We start from the raw sequence: 15,657 nt of genomic DNA, 5'->3' as shown, positions 1-15,657 counted from the left end.
CGTGGGGGATCCCGATCGTCGCGGGTCGGCGGAGGGGCGCAGAATGGGGGAATGGCCAGGGGTGCGGAGACGGAAGGCGCGAGCGGGGAGCGGGCACGGTACTGGCGGTACGCCGAGCTGCCCGGGGTCGACCTGCTGCACGCCCACTACGTCCGCAAGGCCTTCGCCCGGCACACCCACGAGTCCTTCGTCTTCGCCGCGATCACCGAGGGCGTCGAGGCCTTCCACCACCGCGACCGGCTCGTCCACGCCGGGCCGGGACAGATCGCCCTCGTCAACCCGGACACCCCGCACACCGGGCACGCGGGCGTGCCCGAGGGCTGGACCTACCGGACGATCTACCCGGACGCGGAGATCGTCCGGTCGATCGCCGCCGACACCCTCGCCCTGCGCGGAGAGGCGGGCTTCACCTCGCCCGTCGTCGACGACCCGTACGCCGCACAGCTCGTGGTCGGCGTCCACCGGGCCGCGGAGGAGGGCAACGCGCTCGCCGCGGACAGCCTCCTGCGCCTGGTCACCGCCAGGCTGCTGCGCAGCCACGGCGGGCTCGTCGCCCCGCTCCCGCCCCGCTCGGCGGGCGCCCGGAACGCGGCGCGCGCGCGTGACGTCCTGGAGGCCGGGATGGTCGAGCCGCCGACCCTGGAGCGGCTCGCCGCCGACCTCGGCACCAGCCCGTTCGCCCTGCTCCGCGCCTTCCGCGAGGCGTACGGGATGCCTCCGCACACCTGGCTGACCGACGCGCGCGTACGCCGGGCCAGACAGCTCCTCGACGCGGGGACGCCCCCGGCGGAGGCGGCCGCCGCCGTCGGCTTCACCGACCAGTCGCACCTCAGCCGGCACTTCACCCGCAGTGTCGGGGTGCCGCCGGGCGCCTACCAACGCGCGCGGGGCACGGGCCGGTGGACCCCGAGGGCCGACGCGGGGACGTGACCGGCGCAAGAACGTACAAGACCGGGCCCGGACCGGCCCCGTAACGTCCCTGACGTGGCAGAACAGACAGCACCCCCCGTCATACGCGACGACGCCCCGGCCAAGCCCGACGCGGCCGTCGTCCGCGACGCGCTCGGCGTCGGCGTCGCCGTCGGGCTCTCCGGCTTCGCCTTCGGCGTGACCTCGGCGGGCTCCGGCCTCAGCGTCCTCCAGACCTGCGTCCTCAGCCTGCTCGTCTTCACCGGCGCCTCGCAGTTCGCCCTGGTCGGAGCGCTCGCCGCGGGCGGCAACCCCTTCACGGCCGCCGCCGGAGCCTTCTTCCTGGGCACCCGCAACGCCTTCTACGGGCTGCGGCTCTCCCAGCTCCTCGCCCTGCCGAAGGCCGTCAGGCCCTTCGCGGCGCACTGGGTGATCGACGAGACCACGGCCGTCGCGCTCCCCCAGCCGAGCCGCAGGGCCGCCCGGATCGGCTTCACCGTCACCGGCCTCACCCTGTACGTCCTGTGGAACCTGACCACGCTCCTCGGAGCGCTCGGCGCCGAGGCGATCGGCGACACCGCGGCCTGGGGCCTCGACGCGGCCGGCCCCGCCGTCTTCCTGGCCCTGCTCGCCCCCATGCTGAAGTCCGCCACCGAGCGCGCCACCGCCGGGATCGCCGTCCTGCTCGGCCTCGGGCTGCTGCCCGTCCTGCCCGCCGGCGTCCCGGTCCTCGCCGCCGCCCTCGCCGCGCCCGCCGTGCTCTGGGCCCGGGGCCGGCGCACCGCCCCCGCCGGACGAGAGAAGGACTCCCGATGAACGTCTGGATCGCGATCGCCCTCACCGCCGCCGGGTGCTACCTCGTCAAGCTCGCCGGCCTGCTCGTGCCCGCGGGAGCGCTGGAACGCCCGCTCGTCCAGCGGCTCGCCGCCCTGCTCCCCGTCGCGCTCCTCGCCGCGCTCACCGCCCAGCAGACCTTCAGCGCGGACGGCGACCTCGTCCTGGACGCCCGGGCCGCCGGGCTCGCCGCGGCCGCCGTCGCGCTCGTCCTGCGCGCGCCCTTCCTGGTCGTCGTGGGCGCGGCCGTCGCCGTCACCGCGGGGGTCCGGGCCCTGGGCTGGTGACGGCGACGACCGCGGGCGGCCCTCCGCCCCGCCCCGCCCCGTGCCGGGCCGGCCGGCCCGGCCCCGGCCCGACGCCCGACCCCGGCCCGACGGCCTCCCGGCCGCAGGGCCCCGGCCCGTCGGGCCCCTGACCGCCGGCCCTGCAGGTCCGGGCTCGTCGGGCCCCTGACCGCCGGCCCTGCCGGTCCGGGCCCGACGTCCCGCCTCAGCCGATCGCGCGGCCGTGCGCCCGGAGGGTGCGCAGTGCCTCGATGGTGGCGATCGGCCGCCACTCCAGCGCCCAGCCGGGCGCCCAGGCGTCCCGGCGGGCCGGCCAGCCGCCGTCCTCCTGCTGGTCGGCCTCCAGCCGGTCGAGCGAGCGGGCCATCTCCGCGTCCGTGAACCAGCGCCCGGCGAGCGAGTCCGGCACGCGCGCGTAGTCGTGCGGGTGGAGGACCCCGCCGGGCGCGTACCCGTCCGCCGTCGAGTGGTCCTCGGGCTGGTCGGGGTCCAGGAGGGCGAGCCGCCGCTCACGGACGAGCCGCCCGAGCCGGTCGGCGGCCGCCTCCGCGCGCGGGCGGTCGGGTGCGCCGTCCAGGAAGGCGACGGCCGCCTGGATCTCGTACGGGTGGGGCTTCTCCAGCGACTCCACGGCCGACCAGCAGAACTCGGTGGCCCGGAACAGCCACGCGTGCCACACCTGGTTGCGGTGCAGCACGCCGACCACCGGGCCGGTCGAGAGCAGGGCGCTCGGCGGGGAGTCGACGACCGGGAGGAACGGCGCCGAGGGGTAGCCGCGCTGGGAGGGGTGGACCGCGGGGAGCGCCCCGTCGTGCGTGGACACCTCCGTGAGGTAGCGGCAGATCCGCTCCACGCGCAGTCCTCCGCAGCGGCCGATGGTGTCCAGGACCCGCAACCCGTGCGCGGTGTGCAGGGGCTGGCTCACCGGGCCGCGCAGATCCGGTTCGAGGGCGTGTCCGTAACCGCCGTCCTCGTTGAGGTACGCCATGAGGGCCGTCTCGACCTGGTCCGCGCCACCGCGCAGGAAGTGGTAGGCGAACCGGCGCTGTTCGAGGACGCGGGCCGTCAGCCAGACGAAGCGCTCGGCGCGGGCCAGGGGGGTCGAGGGCGAGGGGAGGGGGTTTTCGGCCATGCTCCGACCGTAGGGCGGAAAACCGCGGTGACAAGGCCTGGGGAGCGGGCTGCACTCTTGGGAGCGGGATACTGGATTCATGCGGTTGACGATTTTCTGGGAACGGATGGCCGACCACTTCGGTGCGTCCTACGCCGAGTCCTTCGCTCGCGACCACGTGATGGCGGAGCTCGGGGGCCGGACAGTACGGGAGGCGCTGGACGCGGGCTGGGAGGCGAAGGACGTGTGGCGTGCCGTCTGCGCGGCCGTCGACGTACCGGCCGACAGGCGGTGACCGGAAGACGAACCGCCGGGTGACCGAGGGGGATCCCGTGGGGGCCCGGGCGGAATGTCCGCCCGGTGCGCGAGACTGGCGGAGTGGCCCCGACTGACGACACCGACAAGACCGAGCCGAACGACGCACCCGAAGTGCCGGACGCGACGGCTTCCCCGGAGCCGGAGCCGGACCCGAGTGCCGGCGTGCCTGCTTCTCCGGACCCGAGTGCCGGCGTGACGCCGGATCCGGCCGCCGACGCGGGGGCGAGGAGAAGCGCCGTCGCGACCGCGCCCGCGCCTCCGACGACCGCGCCCGCGCCTCCGACGACCGTGCCGCCGGAGGCGGCGGCCGGCCCGGCCGCCGGGGCCGCGCGGATGCCGCGCTGGCTGCCCCGCGCCCTCGTGCTCGCCCTCGCGCTCTACGCCGTCTTCCTGCTGGGCAACTGGGCCTTCCACCAACTCGTCGGCCTGCTCGTCAACATCCTGCTGGCCTTCTTCCTCGCCCTCGCCATCGAGCCGGCCGTCGGACGCATGGCGGCGCGCGGGATGCGCCGCGGCCTCGCCACCTTCCTCGTCTTCTTCGCCGTCACGGTCTTCGGCCTCGGCTTCGTCGTCCTCCTCGGCTCGATGCTGGCCGGGCAGATCGTGGACATGGTCGAGAACTTCCCGAAGTACCTCGACTCGCTGATCAACTGGACCAACCAGAACTTCCACACGGACCTCTCGCGCGTCGAGGTCCAGGACAGCGTGCTCAGCTCCGACTGGCTGCAGAAGTACGTGCAGAACAGCGCGTCCGGCGTCCTGGACGTCTCCGCCACCGTCCTCGGCGGACTGTTCCGGCTCCTGACGATCTTCCTCTTCGCGTTCTACTTCGCGGCCGACGGCCCCCGGCTGCGCCGCGCGCTCTGCTCCGTCCTGCCGCCCGCCCGGCAGGCCGAGGTGCTGCGGGCGTGGGAGATCGCCGTCGACAAGACCGGCGGCTACCTCTACTCGCGCGGGCTGATGGCCCTCATCTCGGGCATCGCGCACTTCGTGCTCTTCGAGATCCTGGGCGTGCCGTACGCCCCGGCGCTCGCCGTGTGGGTCGGCCTGGTCTCGCAGTTCATCCCGACCATCGGCACCTATCTCGCCGGCGCCCTGCCGATGCTGATCGCCTTCACGGTCAACCCCTGGTACGCCCTGTGGGTGCTCGGATTCGTCGTGATCTACCAGCAGTTCGAGAACTACATGCTGCAGCCGAAGCTCACCTCGAAGACCGTGGACATCCACCCGGCGGTGGCCTTCGGCTCGGTCATCGCGGGGACGGCGCTGCTCGGGGCCGTCGGCGCGCTGATCGCCATTCCGGCCGTCGCCACCCTCCAGGCCTTCCTCGGGGCGTACGTGAAGCGGTACGACGTCACGGACGACCCGCGCGTCCACGGCCACCGCAGGTACGGCGAGGCGGTCGTGGCCCGACTGCAGAAGGCCCTGCACCACAAGAAGGAGTCCTGAGGCGCCGGGTTCCGTCCCACGGGCTCAGAGGTGCGAAGGACCCGCCACCCGGTGCCGGAAGGCGTGCCGGACCCAGGCCCGGACGGTCATCAGGACCGGGGTGACGGCCGGCAGGGCGGGCACCGGCAACCGGAGCGTGCTCGGCGCGGCCGCCCGCTCGGCCAGGGGCGGCGCGGTGCCCGCCCACAGCGGCAGCACGGCCGGCAGGGCGGCTCCCGCCGCGAGGGCGTCGGCGGGCCCCGGGGGGACGGGCGGCCGCCGCCGGGGACGCGGAGGGACGTGGGTCGAAGGACAGGCCGGGGCGCTTCCCCCCGTTTGATTGCCGAGTTGTTTAGTAAAGAAAGTGAATATAGAGAGGGAGGGGGGCAAGATCCGGGTGATGCTCGGAGATGAGGGAAGGCGGGGTCCATGTCGGACGGCACGTTTCTGCGGTACGTCGCGCTGGGCGACAGCCAGACGGAAGGGCTCGGCGACGGTGACGACGCCGACGGGCTGCGCGGATGGGCGGACCGGTTCGCGGAGCTGCTCGCCCGCGAGCGGTCCGACGTGCTCTACGCCAACCTGGCCGTACGGGGCCGTCTCGCCGGGCAGGTCCGTGCCGAGCAGCTCGGCCCCGCCCTCGCGCTCCGGCCGGACCTCGCCACGGTCGTCGCCGGCGTCAACGACCTGCTGCGGCCGCGCTTCGACGCGGGCGCGACGGCCGGGCACCTGGAGGCGATGTTCGCCGCGCTGACCGCGCAGGGGGCCCGCGTCGCCACCCTCACCTTTCCCGACGTCGGCCGCGTCACCCCGCTCGCCCGCCCCCTCGGCCCCCGCGTCGAGGCCCTCAACGAGCGGATCCGCGAGGCCTCGCGCCGGCACGGCGTCACCGTCGTCGAGACCTCCCGCCACCCCGTGGTCGAGGACCCCCGGCTGTGGAGCCCCGACCGGCTGCACGCCGGACCGATCGGCCACGCCCGCATCGCCGCGGCCGTCGCCCACGCCCTCGCGCTGCCCGGCTCCGACGACTCCTGGACCCACCCCCTGCCCCCGCAGGCCCTTCCCAGGGGCCTCGGCGCGGTGGCCGCCGAACTCCGCTGGGCCGGATCCTTCCTCGGCCCCTGGCTCGGCCGGCGCCTGTGCGGCCGTTCGTCGGGCGACGACCGGCGGGCCAAGCGCCCGGAACTGCTGCCGGTGAAGCGTCGCTGAAGCGCCGGTGGAGGCCGTCCCCCGGGACTCCTCCGGGGACCGCGTGGCGCGCTTGACACTAAAATCGAACATCCATTCTCATGGAAGCCCGACCCTTGGAATCACGGGCTTGTCGCCGGGTTGTCCACAGGGCGGAGGGGACGTCGGGGCCCATTGTCAGTGGCAGGGGTTAGCGTCTTTCACATGAAGCGATCGACTCAAGCAAACCGGGTGGAACCCATGGCAGGAACCGACCGCGAGAAGGCGCTCGACGCCGCGCTCGCACAGATTGAACGCCAATTCGGCAAGGGCGCCGTGATGCGCATGGGCGACCGTACCCAGGAGCCGATCGAGGTGATCTCCACCGGCTCGACCGCCCTCGACGTCGCCCTCGGCGTCGGCGGCCTGCCGCGCGGCCGTGTCGTGGAGATCTACGGACCGGAGTCCTCCGGCAAGACGACCCTGACCCTGCACGCCGTGGCCAACGCCCAGAAGGCCGGCGGCCAGGTCGCCTTCGTGGACGCCGAGCACGCCCTCGACCCCGAGTACGCCAAGAAGCTCGGCGTCGACATCGACAACCTCATCCTGTCCCAGCCGGACAACGGCGAGCAGGCCCTCGAGATCGTCGACATGCTCGTCCGCTCCGGCGCCCTCGACCTGATCGTCATCGACTCCGTCGCCGCGCTCGTCCCGCGTGCGGAGATCGAGGGCGAGATGGGCGACTCGCACGTGGGCCTCCAGGCCCGTCTGATGAGCCAGGCCCTCCGGAAGATCACCAGCGCGCTCAACCAGTCCAAGACCACCGCGATCTTCATCAACCAGCTCCGCGAGAAGATCGGCGTGATGTTCGGCTCGCCGGAGACCACGACCGGTGGCCGCGCCCTGAAGTTCTACGCCTCGGTGCGCCTCGACATCCGTCGCATCGAAACCCTCAAGGACGGCACGGACGCGGTCGGCAACCGCACCCGCGTCAAGGTCGTCAAGAACAAGGTCGCGCCCCCCTTCAAGCAGGCCGAGTTCGACATCCTCTACGGCCAGGGCATCAGCCGCGAGGGCGGCCTGATCGACATGGGCGTGGAGCACGGCTTCGTGCGCAAGGCCGGCGCCTGGTACACGTACGAGGGCGACCAGCTCGGCCAGGGCAAGGAGAACGCCCGTAACTTCCTGAAGGACAACCCCGATCTCGCCAACGAGATCGAGAAGAAGATCAAGGAGAAGCTGGGCGTCGGCGTCCGGCCCGAGGCTCCCTCGGCCGAGCCGGGCGCGGACGCGGCGGGCTCCGCCGACGCGGTTGGTGCGGACGACGCCAAGGGCGTCCCGACTCCCGCCGGCAAGACCGCGAAGGCGACCAAGGCCACCGCGGTCAAGAGCTGAACCGGTGACCGGTCGCACCGAATGGCCGGGTGACAGCCCCGACTCGTCGAGGGCCGAGAAGGAGCTGTCACCCCAGGATCCGGCTGAGCGGGCGCGCGCGATCTGCCTGCGCCTGCTCACCGGAAACCCGCGCACGCGCAAGCAGCTGGCCGACGCTCTGCGCAAGCGGGAGATCCCCGACGAGGTGGCCGAGGAGGTCCTCTCCCGGTTCGAGGACGTCGGCCTCATCGACGACGCCGCCTTCGCGGGGGCCTGGGTGGAGTCCCGCCACCACGGCCGGGGCCTCGCCCGCCGGGCGCTGGCACGGGAGCTGCGCACCAAGGGCGTCGAGCCGGCCCTCATCCAGGAGGCGGTGGACCAGCTCGACTCCGAGCGGGAGGAGGCCACGGCGCGCGAGCTCGTGGAGCGCAAGCTGCGCGCCACCCGCGGCCTCGACCGCGACCGGCGCCTGAGACGGCTCGCGGGAATGCTCGCCCGCAAGGGATACCCCGAGGGCATGGCCCTCCGCGTCGTCCGCCAGGCGCTGGAGGCCGAGGGCGAGGACACGGACGGCCTGGACGAGTCCTTCTGACGCGGGGGGACAGAAGGACTCGTCAGATCGCACGGGGGGCTTGAAGGAGCCGGTCAAGGCCGCGTGGGAGGCTCGAAGGCTCGGACAGGGCCGTGCGCGGGCCTGAAGGTCCCGACGCGGCGCGACCCGACCGGGGTGCGCGCCGACGTGGCGTGACCGGCCGGGGTGCGCGCGCGAGGGGCCCTTCCGGCCGGCCGGACCGGGCTCAGGCCCGGGTGGCCGGGAGGAGGACCGGGAGGCCGGCGGCCTTCCAGGCCTGGAAGCCGCCGATGAGGTCCGTCGCCCGGTGCAGGCCCAGGCGGCGGAGGGACTCGGCCGCGAGGGAGGAGGCGTAGCCCTCGTTGCAGAGGACCACCACCCGCAGGTCGTGGCTGTCGGCCTCCGCCGCGCGGTGGCTGCCCAGCGGATCGAGCCGCCACTCCAGTTCGTTGCGCTCCACGATCAGCGCGCCCGGAATCAGGCCGTCCCGCTCCCGCAGGGCCGCGTAGCGCGTGTCGACCAGGAGCGCGTCACCCGCCTCGTACGCCTCGTGGGCGGCCCGGGGCTCGATCCGGTCGATGGTCGACCTGACCCGCTCCAGGAGTTCGTCGATGCCCACCCGTTCCTCGCTCACTGCCACTCCTCCGGGCGCTCGACCTGCTCCAGGCGGAGCACCGCGCCCGTCCGGCTGAACCGCCGGATCAGCGGGAGCGGCGGATGGTAGGCGTGCACCGAGATCGCGTGGGTGTCCGTGGACTCGTTGAGCACCTCGTGCACGTGGTGGTGGCCGAAGGCCCGGCCGGCGCCCTCCGGCAGCCGCCGGGAGCGGTCGAGGCCGTCGGCGAGTTCCAGGGTCTTCCAGCCGCTCGCCGGCAACCGGACCGCGAGCGCGTTCTCGGTCAGCGTGCCGCGGGCGGTCGCGAAGGCGCCCAGCGACTCGGCGTGGTCGTGCCAGCCGGTGCCGGTGCCGGGCGGCCAGCCGATGAGCCAGGCCTCGCTGCCGCCAGGGCCGTCGAGCCGCACCCAGGTGCGGCCCTCGGGGTCGAGGGGGAGGGAATCGACGAGTTCCCGGTCGGCCGCCGTACGCCGGACGAAGTCGAGGAGTTCGGCCGAGGTCGGGGCGGGGGCGGGGGAGAAGGAGAGGGAGGAGGGAAGGGTGGGGGGAAGGGGAGAGGCGTGCTGGGGCACGGATGACCGTCCTGGGGTTCGCGGAAGAGCGCGCGACGGCACGGCACACGGCACATGAGCGTGCGTCAGTGGCGGGGCGCGCGGGGAAGGTGCGAGATCAGCAGGACGGGCGACACACGCAGCCCGCGTAGCGGAGGAGGTCCATGTGGACCCTCCGCCACAGGCGCACATCGGTGTCGGTCACGCTCCGGAGTACACCATGCGCGCCTGCGGGAATCAATGCGTGTCCGCCGTGCGGTCGCCCTTCCCGGACGCCGCCGCGGACACGTCCGCGGCCTCCTCGGCGGGAGCTCCTTCGTCGGCCGGGCCGCCGCGGGTCGCGTCGGCCGCCGCGTACAGCTCCTCGGGGCGGACCCCGGAGAAGGAGGCGACGAGGTGCCCGTCGGGCCGTACGAGCAGGACGGTGTGGGCCGCGGCTCCCGGGTAGGCCTCCGTCACCAGGACCTCGGCCTTCGACGGCAGGGCCTGGACGGCCTCTTCGAGCCGGGGCATCACCCCCGCGCTCCGCCAGTGGCGCCGGTCCCAGACCCCGGTGCCGGGCGCGACCAGGAGGACCAGGAGACGGCCCTGGCCGAGCCGGTCGCGGAGCCGTACGGTCGTGCCGTCGGGGGCGGTCACGCGGACGTCCTCGACCGGGGCGCCCGCCGGGGTGCCGACGGGCGTCTGTCCCTCGGTGTACGGGGGCGCGAGGGGGGAGTGGGGGTACGCCGGGGGCGCGCCGAGCGGGCCGCGTCCCACGTGGCCGTCGGTCAGCAGGGCGTCGTGGCCGCGCGCGGCTCCGGGGAGGTAGGTGCGCAGGCCCCCGCCGCCGCGCAGCACGGGCAGCGACTGGTCGGCGGCGCGCAGCCGGGTCGCGACGGCCGTCCGCCGCTCGCTCTGGTAGCTGTCGAGCAGCCGGTCCGAGCCGCCGTGGTGCCAGGTGTGGGCGAGCTTCCAGGCGAGGTTGTCCACGTCCCTCAGCCCCTCGTCGAGGCCCTGGGTGCCGACCGCGCCGAGCAGGTGCGCCGCGTCCCCGGCGAGGAGGACCCGGTCCACCCGCCAGCGGCGGGCGAGCCGGTGGTGGAGGGTGTGGACGCCGGTGTCGATCAGTTCGTACGGGGGCGTCACGCCGTCGCACCAGCCGGCCAGGGTCTCGCGGATGCGGGCGATCAGCGCGTCCGGGGTGACCAGGTCGCCTCGGGGCGGCAACAGCCAGTCGATCCGCCAGACCCCGTCGGGCAGCGGACGCGCGGTGATCTCCTCGGCCGCGCCGCGCCACGGCGGCTGACGGTGCAGCAGGGCCTCGCCGGGCCAGGGGAGTTCGGTGCGGAGCGCGGCCACGGCGTGCCGCTCCACCGCGGTGCGGCCGGGGAAACGGATCCCGAGCAGCTTGCGCACGGTCGAACGGGCTCCGTCGCAGCCGACGAGGTGGCTGCCGCGCCACCAGGTGCCCTCCGGGCCGCGCGTGTGGGCGACGACCCCGCCCCGGTCCTGCTCGACGGTGTCGAGCCGGGAGTCGGTGACGAGCCGGATCAGCTTCTGCCGGGAGATGGCGTCGCGCAGTCCACGGGCCAGGGCGTGCTGGGGGATGTGCAGGGGGGCGGCCGGGGAGGCGGGCGCGTCGGGGTCCTCGGACCACTCCTCCGTGCCGCCGAGCCCCAGGTCGAGCGTGATCCGGCGCGCCTCCTGGCGGCGGCGCATGCCGCGCCAGCCGATCCAGCGGACGCCCTCGTCACGGAGGGTCGTGCAGCCGAGCCGTTCGACCATCGCGGCCATGTCGGCGCGCAGGACGACGCTCCGTGCCGGACGGGGTTCCTCCTTGCCGGTGCCCTCGTCGAGGACGACGCTGGGCACGCCCTGCGCGGCGAGCGCGAGGGAGAGCGCGAGACCGACCGGCCCCGCGCCCACGATGATCACCGGGTCCACGGCGCGGCTCCTGAAGGCCGGACGGTCATGAGGGCAGCACAGCTGAGTGTGGCACGAGCCCGGTGGTTGATCACAGACCGTATGCAACCCACTGAAGATGCCCGCGTCAAGCGACGGGGTGGGCGCGGTGCGGCCGACCTCGGGTCGGTACCGCTCCGGCCCACCCCGGGGGTCCGCGGAGGCGCCCACAGGCCCCCACAGGCCCGCGGACGCCCTCCTGGGTCAGGCGCCGCTGACGGCGTCCGACTTCACCTCGGTGGCTCCCGCCTGGGCGGGGAGAGTCACGGAGGGGGACTTCCTGCCCTGCCGCAGCCGCCTCTCCAGGCGGCCCGCGAGGGTGGTGAGGAGGGAGTTGAGGACGATGTAGATCAGGGCGATGACGGTGAAGGTGGCGATCGTGTTGGCGCCGTAGTTGGCCGTGATCTGCCGGTTCTGGCTGAGGAGTTCCGCGTAACCGAGCAGGGCGCCGCCGAGGGCGGTGTCCTTGACGATCACGACGAGCTGGCTGACCAGGGCCGGGAGCATGACGGTCACGGCCTGCGGCAGCAGGACGTACAGCATGGTCTGGCCCTTGCGCATGCCGAGGGCGACGGCCGCGTCGCCCTGGCCGCGGGGCAGGGAGAGCACGCCGGCCCGGACCACCTCGGCGATGACGGAGGCGTTGTAGAGCACCAGGCCGGTGACGACCGCGTACAGCGGGCGGAAGTCGGAGCTGACGGTGGTGTACTCCGCGTACACCGCGCTGGCGAACATCATCAGGAGCAGGACCGGGATGGCGCGGAAGAACTCCACGACCACGCCGACGGGAACCCGTACCCAGCGGTGGTCGGAGAGCCGGCCGATGCCCAGGGCCGCGCCGAGCGGCAGCGCGATCAGGATGGAGAGCGCGGCGGCCTTGAGGGTCTCGACCAGGCCCGGCAGCAGGTACGTCGTCCAGACCCGGGAGTCGGTGACGAACGGGCTCCACTTGTCGGCGTCCAGCTGGTGCTTGTCGGCCAGGGCGGAGAGCACCCACCAGGCCACCAGGGCGAGGACCGCGAGGAAGACGGTCGTGTAGACGACGTTGCGTCGCCTGGCGCGCGGGCCGGGGGTGTCGTACAGGACGGAGCTCATCGCTTCACCGCCAGTCGCTTGGCCGCCCAGCCCAGGAGCAGGCCGGTGGGGAGGGTGAGGACGATGAAGCCGAAGGCGAAGACCGCGAAGACGGCGAAGAGCGCGTCGGCCTCGTTCTCGATCATCTCCTTCATCAGGAACGCCGCCTCGGCGGCGCTGATGGCCGCCGCCACGGTGGTGTTCTTGGTGAGGGCGATGAGGACGTTGGCCAGCGGGGCCACCACCGCGCGGAAGGCCTGCGGGAGCACCACCAGCGTGAGGACCTGGGTGAAGCCCAGTCCCAGCGCGCGGGCGGCCTCGGCCTGGCCCGGGGGCACGGTGTTGATGCCGGAGCGCAGCGCCTCGCAGACGAAGGTGCCGGTGTACGCGACGAGTCCGAGGATCGCGAGCCGGAAGCCGATGTCCTCGGAGCGGCCGCCGCCGAGGGTGATGCCGAGGGTCTGGTCGAGGCCGAACGAGCAGGCGACGATGACCACCGTCAGCGGAGTGTTCCGGACGATGTTGACGTACGCGGTGCCGAAGGCCCGCATGAGGGGGACCGGGCTGACCCGCATGGCGACCAGGGCGGTGCCCCAGACCAGCGAGCCGAGCGCCGAGTAGAGGGCGAGTTTCGCCGTCACCCAGAAGGCGCCGAGCAGGTCGTACTGCCCGGAATCAAGAAAGTCGAACACGATGCCCCGCGCTCTCCCCTGGTGGTCGGTCGGTGTGGAGGCCGCCGCACGGGCGGCCGGTGCCGGTGCGACGGCCGCCCGTGTGCGGGGCGGCCGTCACGGCGGAGGCGTGCGGGTTACTTCGCGATCGCCGGCGCGGGCTCGTACTGGTAGCCGGAGGGACCGAAGTGCTGCTTGACGAGCTTCTCCCAGGTGCCGTCGGAGACCATCTTCTCCAGCGCCTTGTTGATCTTGCCGCGCAGCTCGTCGTCGCCCTTCTTCAGGCCGATGCCGTAGTTCTCGTCGCTCATCTTCAGGCCGACGAGCTTGAACTTGCCCTGGTGCTCCTTCTGCGAGGCGTAGCCCGCGAGGATGGAGGCGTCCGTGGTCAGGGCGTCCACCCGCTTGTTCTCCAGGCCGGTGAGGCACTCGGAGTAGCCGCCGAGCTGCTGGAGGTCGGCCTTCGGGGCGAGCTTCTCCTTGACGTTCTGCGCGGAGGTCGAGCCGGTGACCGAGCAGAGCTTCTTGGAGTTGAGGTCCTCGACCTTGGTGATCGACTTGTCGTCGGCGCGGACGAGGAGGTCCTGGTGGGTCAGGAAGTACGGACCCGCGAAGTCGACCTCCTTCTTGCGCTTGTCGCTGATCGAGTAGCTGGCGACGACGAACTTCACGTCACCGTTCTTGATCAGGTTCTCGCGCTCGGCGCTCGGCGCCTGCTTCCAGTTGATCTTGTCCTCGGAGTAGCCGAGCTCCTTGGCCACGTACTTGGCGACGTCGACGTCGAAACCGGCGTACGTGCCGTCCGGGGTCTTCAGGCCGAGGCCCGGCTGGTCGAACTTGATGCCGATGTTGATCTTGTCGCCGTTGCTGCCGGAGTCGGAACCGCCGCCACAGGCGGTGGCGGTCAGGGCGAGGACGGCGGCGGCCGCGGCGGCGGCGGAGACGCTGCGAAGCTTCATGGTGGAAAATCCCTTGAGTAGACGTGAGTTGGGAAGAATAGGTCCGAACTCGCTCAGTGGTGAAGGATCTTGGAGAGGAAGTCCTTGGCCCGGTCGCTGCGCGGGTTGCTGAAGAACTCCTCGGGCGTCGCCTGCTCGACGATGCGCCCGTCGGCCATGAAGACCACCCGGTTGGCGGCGGAGCGGGCGAAGCCCATCTCGTGGGTGACGACCACCATCGTCATGCCGTCCCTGGCCAGCTGCTGCATGACCTCCAGGACCTCGTTGATCATCTCCGGGTCGAGGGCCGAGGTCGGCTCGTCGAAGAGCATCACCTTCGGGTCCATCGCGAGCGCGCGCGCGATCGCCACGCGCTGCTGCTGGCCACCGGAGAGCTGAGCGGGGTACTTGTCCGCCTGGGTGCCGACCCCGACCCGGTCGAGCAGGGCCCGGGCCTTGGCCTCGGCGGCCTTCTTCTCCGTCCTGCGGACCTTGATCTGGCCCAGCATCACGTTCTCGAGCACCGTCTTGTGCGCGAAGAGGTTGAACGACTGGAAGACCATGCCGACGTCGGACCGCAGCCGGGCGAGCTCTTTGCCCTCCTGCGGCAGCGGCTTGCCGTCGATGGTGATGGTGCCGGAGTCGATGCTCTCCAGCCGGTTGATCGTGCGGCACAGCGTCGACTTGCCGGACCCGGAGGGTCCGATGACGACGACGACCTCGCCGCGGGCGATCGTCAGATCGATGTCCTGGAGGACATGCAGCGCGCCGAAGTGCTTGTTCACGTCGGACAGTACGACCAGGTCGTCCGCGGCACGCGGGGTGGCCTCGGGACTCTTGGACACTGACTCTCCGCTCATCGGCCTCTTGCTCCGTCCTCCTCGGTTGGGGAGGACACTAGAGACCCGATGTGACGAGCGTCATCACATCTGAGCGGAAATTGAGGATAACGATACGGCCGCGAACGGACACGGCGGGTGAAGGCGCCGCCCGGGCCGTACCGGGTCCATAACGGAAACGGCGCCGTCGCGGGGGGACACTTGACTGTGACACCCGTGTTCGGTGTTCATGCCCTGGTGGCACCTGGTACACAGAGAGCCGCCCTCGGCACATCGTCACGGAATCATCACGGAGGAGGTACGCATGCGACTGCTGCTCGTCGAGGACGACGACCACGTCGCCGCCGCCCTCTCCGCGATCCTCGCGAAGCACGGCTTCACGGTCACCCACGCCCGCAACGGCGAGGAGGCGCTCCAGGCCGTCCTGCCCACCGCCCAGGGCGAGCGGCCCTCGTACGGGGTGATCCTGCTCGACCTCGGCCTGCCCGACCAGGACGGCTACCAGGTCTGCGGCCGCATCCGGAAGCTCACCACCACCCCGGTGATCATGGTGACCGCCCGCGGAGACGTGCGCTCCCGCATCCACGGGCTCAACCTCGGCGCCGACGACTACGTCGTCAAGCCCTACGATCCCGGCGAGCTCCTCGCCCGCATCCACGCCGTCAGCCGGCGCAGCACCGGAGCCGAGGAGACCGGCGGGACCACGGGCACCACCGACGGGACCGTGCTGCGGCTCGGCTCCCTCGCCATCGAACTGCCCACCCGCCGGGTCAGCGTCGACGGCGAGAGCGTCCCGCTCACCCGCAAGGAGTTCGACCTGCTCGCCCTCCTCGCCCAGCGGCCCGGCGTCGTCTTCCGCCGCGAGCAGATCATCAGCGAGGTCTGGCGCACCAGTTGGGAGGGGACCGGCCGCACCCTGGAGGTGCACGTCGCCTCCCTGCGCTCCAAGCTGCGGATGCCCGCCCTGATCGAGACCGTGCGGGGCGTGGGCTACCGCCTGGTCGCCCCCGCCGCGTAATCCCCGA

Annotated in this window: 19 protein-coding genes; 9 read left to right on the top strand and 10 right to left on the bottom strand. The window is 72.8% G+C overall.

All coding sequences use genetic code 11. From position 1 onward, the window contains the following. The first annotated feature begins 51 nt into the window (after positions 1–51). Genes IE180_RS24920 through IE180_RS24910 form a run of 3 tightly spaced genes read left to right on the top strand, consistent with a single transcriptional unit; the run spans position 52 to position 2,030 of the window. Positions 52–930, top strand: coding sequence for an AraC family transcriptional regulator (locus tag IE180_RS24920; protein WP_190159178.1), 879 nt, complete (start codon positions 52–54; stop codon positions 928–930). Positions 931–984: 54 nt separating this feature from the next. Continuing rightward, complete coding sequence (locus IE180_RS24915) at positions 985–1,725, top strand: AzlC family ABC transporter permease (protein WP_190159177.1); 741 nt, start codon at positions 985–987, stop codon at positions 1,723–1,725. Beyond that, the gene (locus IE180_RS24910) at positions 1,722–2,030 is read left to right on the top strand and encodes an AzlD domain-containing protein (protein WP_190159176.1); all 309 of its coding nucleotides are present in this window, start codon (positions 1,722–1,724) and stop codon (positions 2,028–2,030) included. The genes IE180_RS24915 and IE180_RS24910 overlap by 4 nt, the downstream gene beginning before the upstream one ends. Positions 2,031–2,235: 205 nt before the next feature. Here the strand turns inward: IE180_RS24910 and IE180_RS24905 are convergent, their stop codons facing one another. Then, entirely contained in the window at positions 2,236–3,162 is a 927-nt protein-coding gene (locus IE180_RS24905) for a hypothetical protein (protein ID WP_190159175.1), read from the bottom strand. Positions 3,163–3,241: 79 nt separating this feature from the next. Between IE180_RS24905 and IE180_RS24900 the strand changes: the two genes are divergently transcribed. Beyond that, positions 3,242–3,436, top strand: coding sequence for a DUF3046 domain-containing protein (locus IE180_RS24900; RefSeq protein WP_190159174.1), 195 nt, complete (start codon positions 3,242–3,244; stop codon positions 3,434–3,436). Positions 3,437–3,792: 356 nt separating this feature from the next. Continuing rightward, positions 3,793–4,908, top strand: coding sequence for an AI-2E family transporter (locus tag IE180_RS24895; RefSeq protein WP_190159204.1), 1,116 nt, complete (start codon positions 3,793–3,795; stop codon positions 4,906–4,908). A 24-nt stretch (positions 4,909–4,932) separates the two neighbouring features. On the opposite strand, the gene IE180_RS24890 is transcribed toward IE180_RS24895, so the two are convergent. Further along, positions 4,933–5,106: a hypothetical protein gene (locus IE180_RS24890; RefSeq protein WP_190159173.1), complete on the bottom strand. Its 174-nt coding sequence runs from the start codon at positions 5,104–5,106 to the stop codon at positions 4,933–4,935. 210 nt (positions 5,107–5,316) lie between these two features. Here IE180_RS24890 and IE180_RS24885 point away from each other — a divergent pair, with 210 nt between their 5' ends. From IE180_RS24885 to recX, 3 genes are all read left to right on the top strand, one after another. Continuing rightward, positions 5,317–6,096 (top strand): SGNH/GDSL hydrolase family protein, encoded by a 780-nt coding sequence (locus IE180_RS24885; RefSeq protein ID WP_190159172.1) that lies wholly within the window; start codon positions 5,317–5,319, stop codon positions 6,094–6,096. Between the two features lie 219 nt (positions 6,097–6,315). Then, positions 6,316–7,449, top strand: coding sequence for a recombinase RecA (gene recA, locus IE180_RS24880; RefSeq protein ID WP_190159171.1), 1,134 nt, complete (start codon positions 6,316–6,318; stop codon positions 7,447–7,449). Positions 7,450–7,453: 4 nt separating this feature from the next. Continuing rightward, entirely contained in the window at positions 7,454–8,020 is a 567-nt protein-coding gene (gene recX, locus IE180_RS24875; protein WP_190159170.1) for a recombination regulator RecX, read from the top strand. Between the two features lie 205 nt (positions 8,021–8,225). On the opposite strand, the gene IE180_RS24870 is transcribed toward recX, so the two are convergent. The 8 genes from IE180_RS24870 to IE180_RS24840 form a co-directional block, all read right to left on the bottom strand. Further along, positions 8,226–8,633: a rhodanese-like domain-containing protein gene (locus IE180_RS24870; RefSeq protein WP_190159169.1), complete on the bottom strand. Its 408-nt coding sequence runs from the start codon at positions 8,631–8,633 to the stop codon at positions 8,226–8,228. Next, positions 8,630–9,187 carry a cupin domain-containing protein gene (locus IE180_RS24865; protein WP_190159168.1) on the bottom strand — a complete coding sequence of 186 codons (558 nt, stop codon included), beginning with the start codon at positions 9,185–9,187 and terminating at the stop codon, positions 8,630–8,632. Before IE180_RS24865 ends, IE180_RS24870 begins: the two co-directional genes overlap by 4 nt. A 97-nt stretch (positions 9,188–9,284) precedes the next feature. Then, positions 9,285–9,356, bottom strand: a complete 72-nt coding sequence (locus tag IE180_RS37575) for a putative leader peptide (protein ID WP_310851512.1) — start codon at positions 9,354–9,356, stop codon at positions 9,285–9,287. 47 nt (positions 9,357–9,403) lie between these two features. Beyond that, complete coding sequence (locus IE180_RS24860; protein ID WP_190159167.1) at positions 9,404–11,092, bottom strand: FAD-dependent monooxygenase; 1,689 nt, start codon at positions 11,090–11,092, stop codon at positions 9,404–9,406. A gap of 222 nt (positions 11,093–11,314) precedes the next feature. Further along, positions 11,315–12,205 (bottom strand): amino acid ABC transporter permease, encoded by an 891-nt coding sequence (locus IE180_RS24855; RefSeq protein ID WP_190159166.1) that lies wholly within the window; start codon positions 12,203–12,205, stop codon positions 11,315–11,317. Then, complete coding sequence (locus IE180_RS24850; protein WP_190159165.1) at positions 12,202–12,876, bottom strand: amino acid ABC transporter permease; 675 nt, start codon at positions 12,874–12,876, stop codon at positions 12,202–12,204. Before IE180_RS24850 ends, IE180_RS24855 begins: the two co-directional genes overlap by 4 nt. 116 nt (positions 12,877–12,992) lie before the next feature. Then, the gene (locus IE180_RS24845; protein WP_190159164.1) at positions 12,993–13,814 is read right to left on the bottom strand and encodes a glutamate ABC transporter substrate-binding protein; all 822 of its coding nucleotides are present in this window, start codon (positions 13,812–13,814) and stop codon (positions 12,993–12,995) included. Positions 13,815–13,867: 53 nt separating this feature from the next. Continuing rightward, positions 13,868–14,653 (bottom strand): amino acid ABC transporter ATP-binding protein, encoded by a 786-nt coding sequence (locus IE180_RS24840; protein ID WP_190159163.1) that lies wholly within the window; start codon positions 14,651–14,653, stop codon positions 13,868–13,870. 283 nt (positions 14,654–14,936) lie between these two features. Here IE180_RS24840 and IE180_RS24835 point away from each other — a divergent pair, with 283 nt between their 5' ends. After that, complete coding sequence (locus IE180_RS24835) at positions 14,937–15,650, top strand: response regulator transcription factor (RefSeq protein ID WP_190159162.1); 714 nt, start codon at positions 14,937–14,939, stop codon at positions 15,648–15,650. Positions 15,651–15,657: the final 7 nt, after the last annotated feature.

Source organism: Streptomyces litmocidini (assembly GCF_014649755.1).
GTDB lineage: Bacteria > Actinomycetota > Actinomycetes > Streptomycetales > Streptomycetaceae > Streptomyces > Streptomyces litmocidini.
This window is presented reverse-complemented; position numbering and strand designations above follow the sequence as displayed.

What these genes read in the sequence shown, in the direction of transcription:
- IE180_RS24910 (WP_190159176.1), top strand. Translation starts at nt 1,722, where the DNA reads ATGAACGTCTGGATCGCGATCGCCCTCACCGCCGCCGGGTGCTACCTC.
- IE180_RS24845 (WP_190159164.1), bottom strand. Translation starts at nt 13,814, where the DNA reads ATGAAGCTTCGCAGCGTCTCCGCCGCCGCCGCGGCCGCCGCCGTCCTC.
- recA (WP_190159171.1), top strand. Translation starts at nt 6,316, where the DNA reads ATGGCAGGAACCGACCGCGAGAAGGCGCTCGACGCCGCGCTCGCACAG.
- IE180_RS24895 (WP_190159204.1), top strand. Translation starts at nt 3,793, where the DNA reads ATGCCGCGCTGGCTGCCCCGCGCCCTCGTGCTCGCCCTCGCGCTCTAC.
- IE180_RS24900 (WP_190159174.1), top strand. Translation starts at nt 3,242, where the DNA reads ATGCGGTTGACGATTTTCTGGGAACGGATGGCCGACCACTTCGGTGCG.
- IE180_RS24905 (WP_190159175.1), bottom strand. Translation starts at nt 3,162, where the DNA reads ATGGCCGAAAACCCCCTCCCCTCGCCCTCGACCCCCCTGGCCCGCGCC.
- IE180_RS24840 (WP_190159163.1), bottom strand. Translation starts at nt 14,653, where the DNA reads ATGAGCGGAGAGTCAGTGTCCAAGAGTCCCGAGGCCACCCCGCGTGCC.
- IE180_RS24835 (WP_190159162.1), top strand. Translation starts at nt 14,937, where the DNA reads ATGCGACTGCTGCTCGTCGAGGACGACGACCACGTCGCCGCCGCCCTC.
- IE180_RS24920 (WP_190159178.1), top strand. Translation starts at nt 52, where the DNA reads ATGGCCAGGGGTGCGGAGACGGAAGGCGCGAGCGGGGAGCGGGCACGG.
- IE180_RS24855 (WP_190159166.1), bottom strand. Translation starts at nt 12,205, where the DNA reads ATGAGCTCCGTCCTGTACGACACCCCCGGCCCGCGCGCCAGGCGACGC.
- IE180_RS24885 (WP_190159172.1), top strand. Translation starts at nt 5,317, where the DNA reads ATGTCGGACGGCACGTTTCTGCGGTACGTCGCGCTGGGCGACAGCCAG.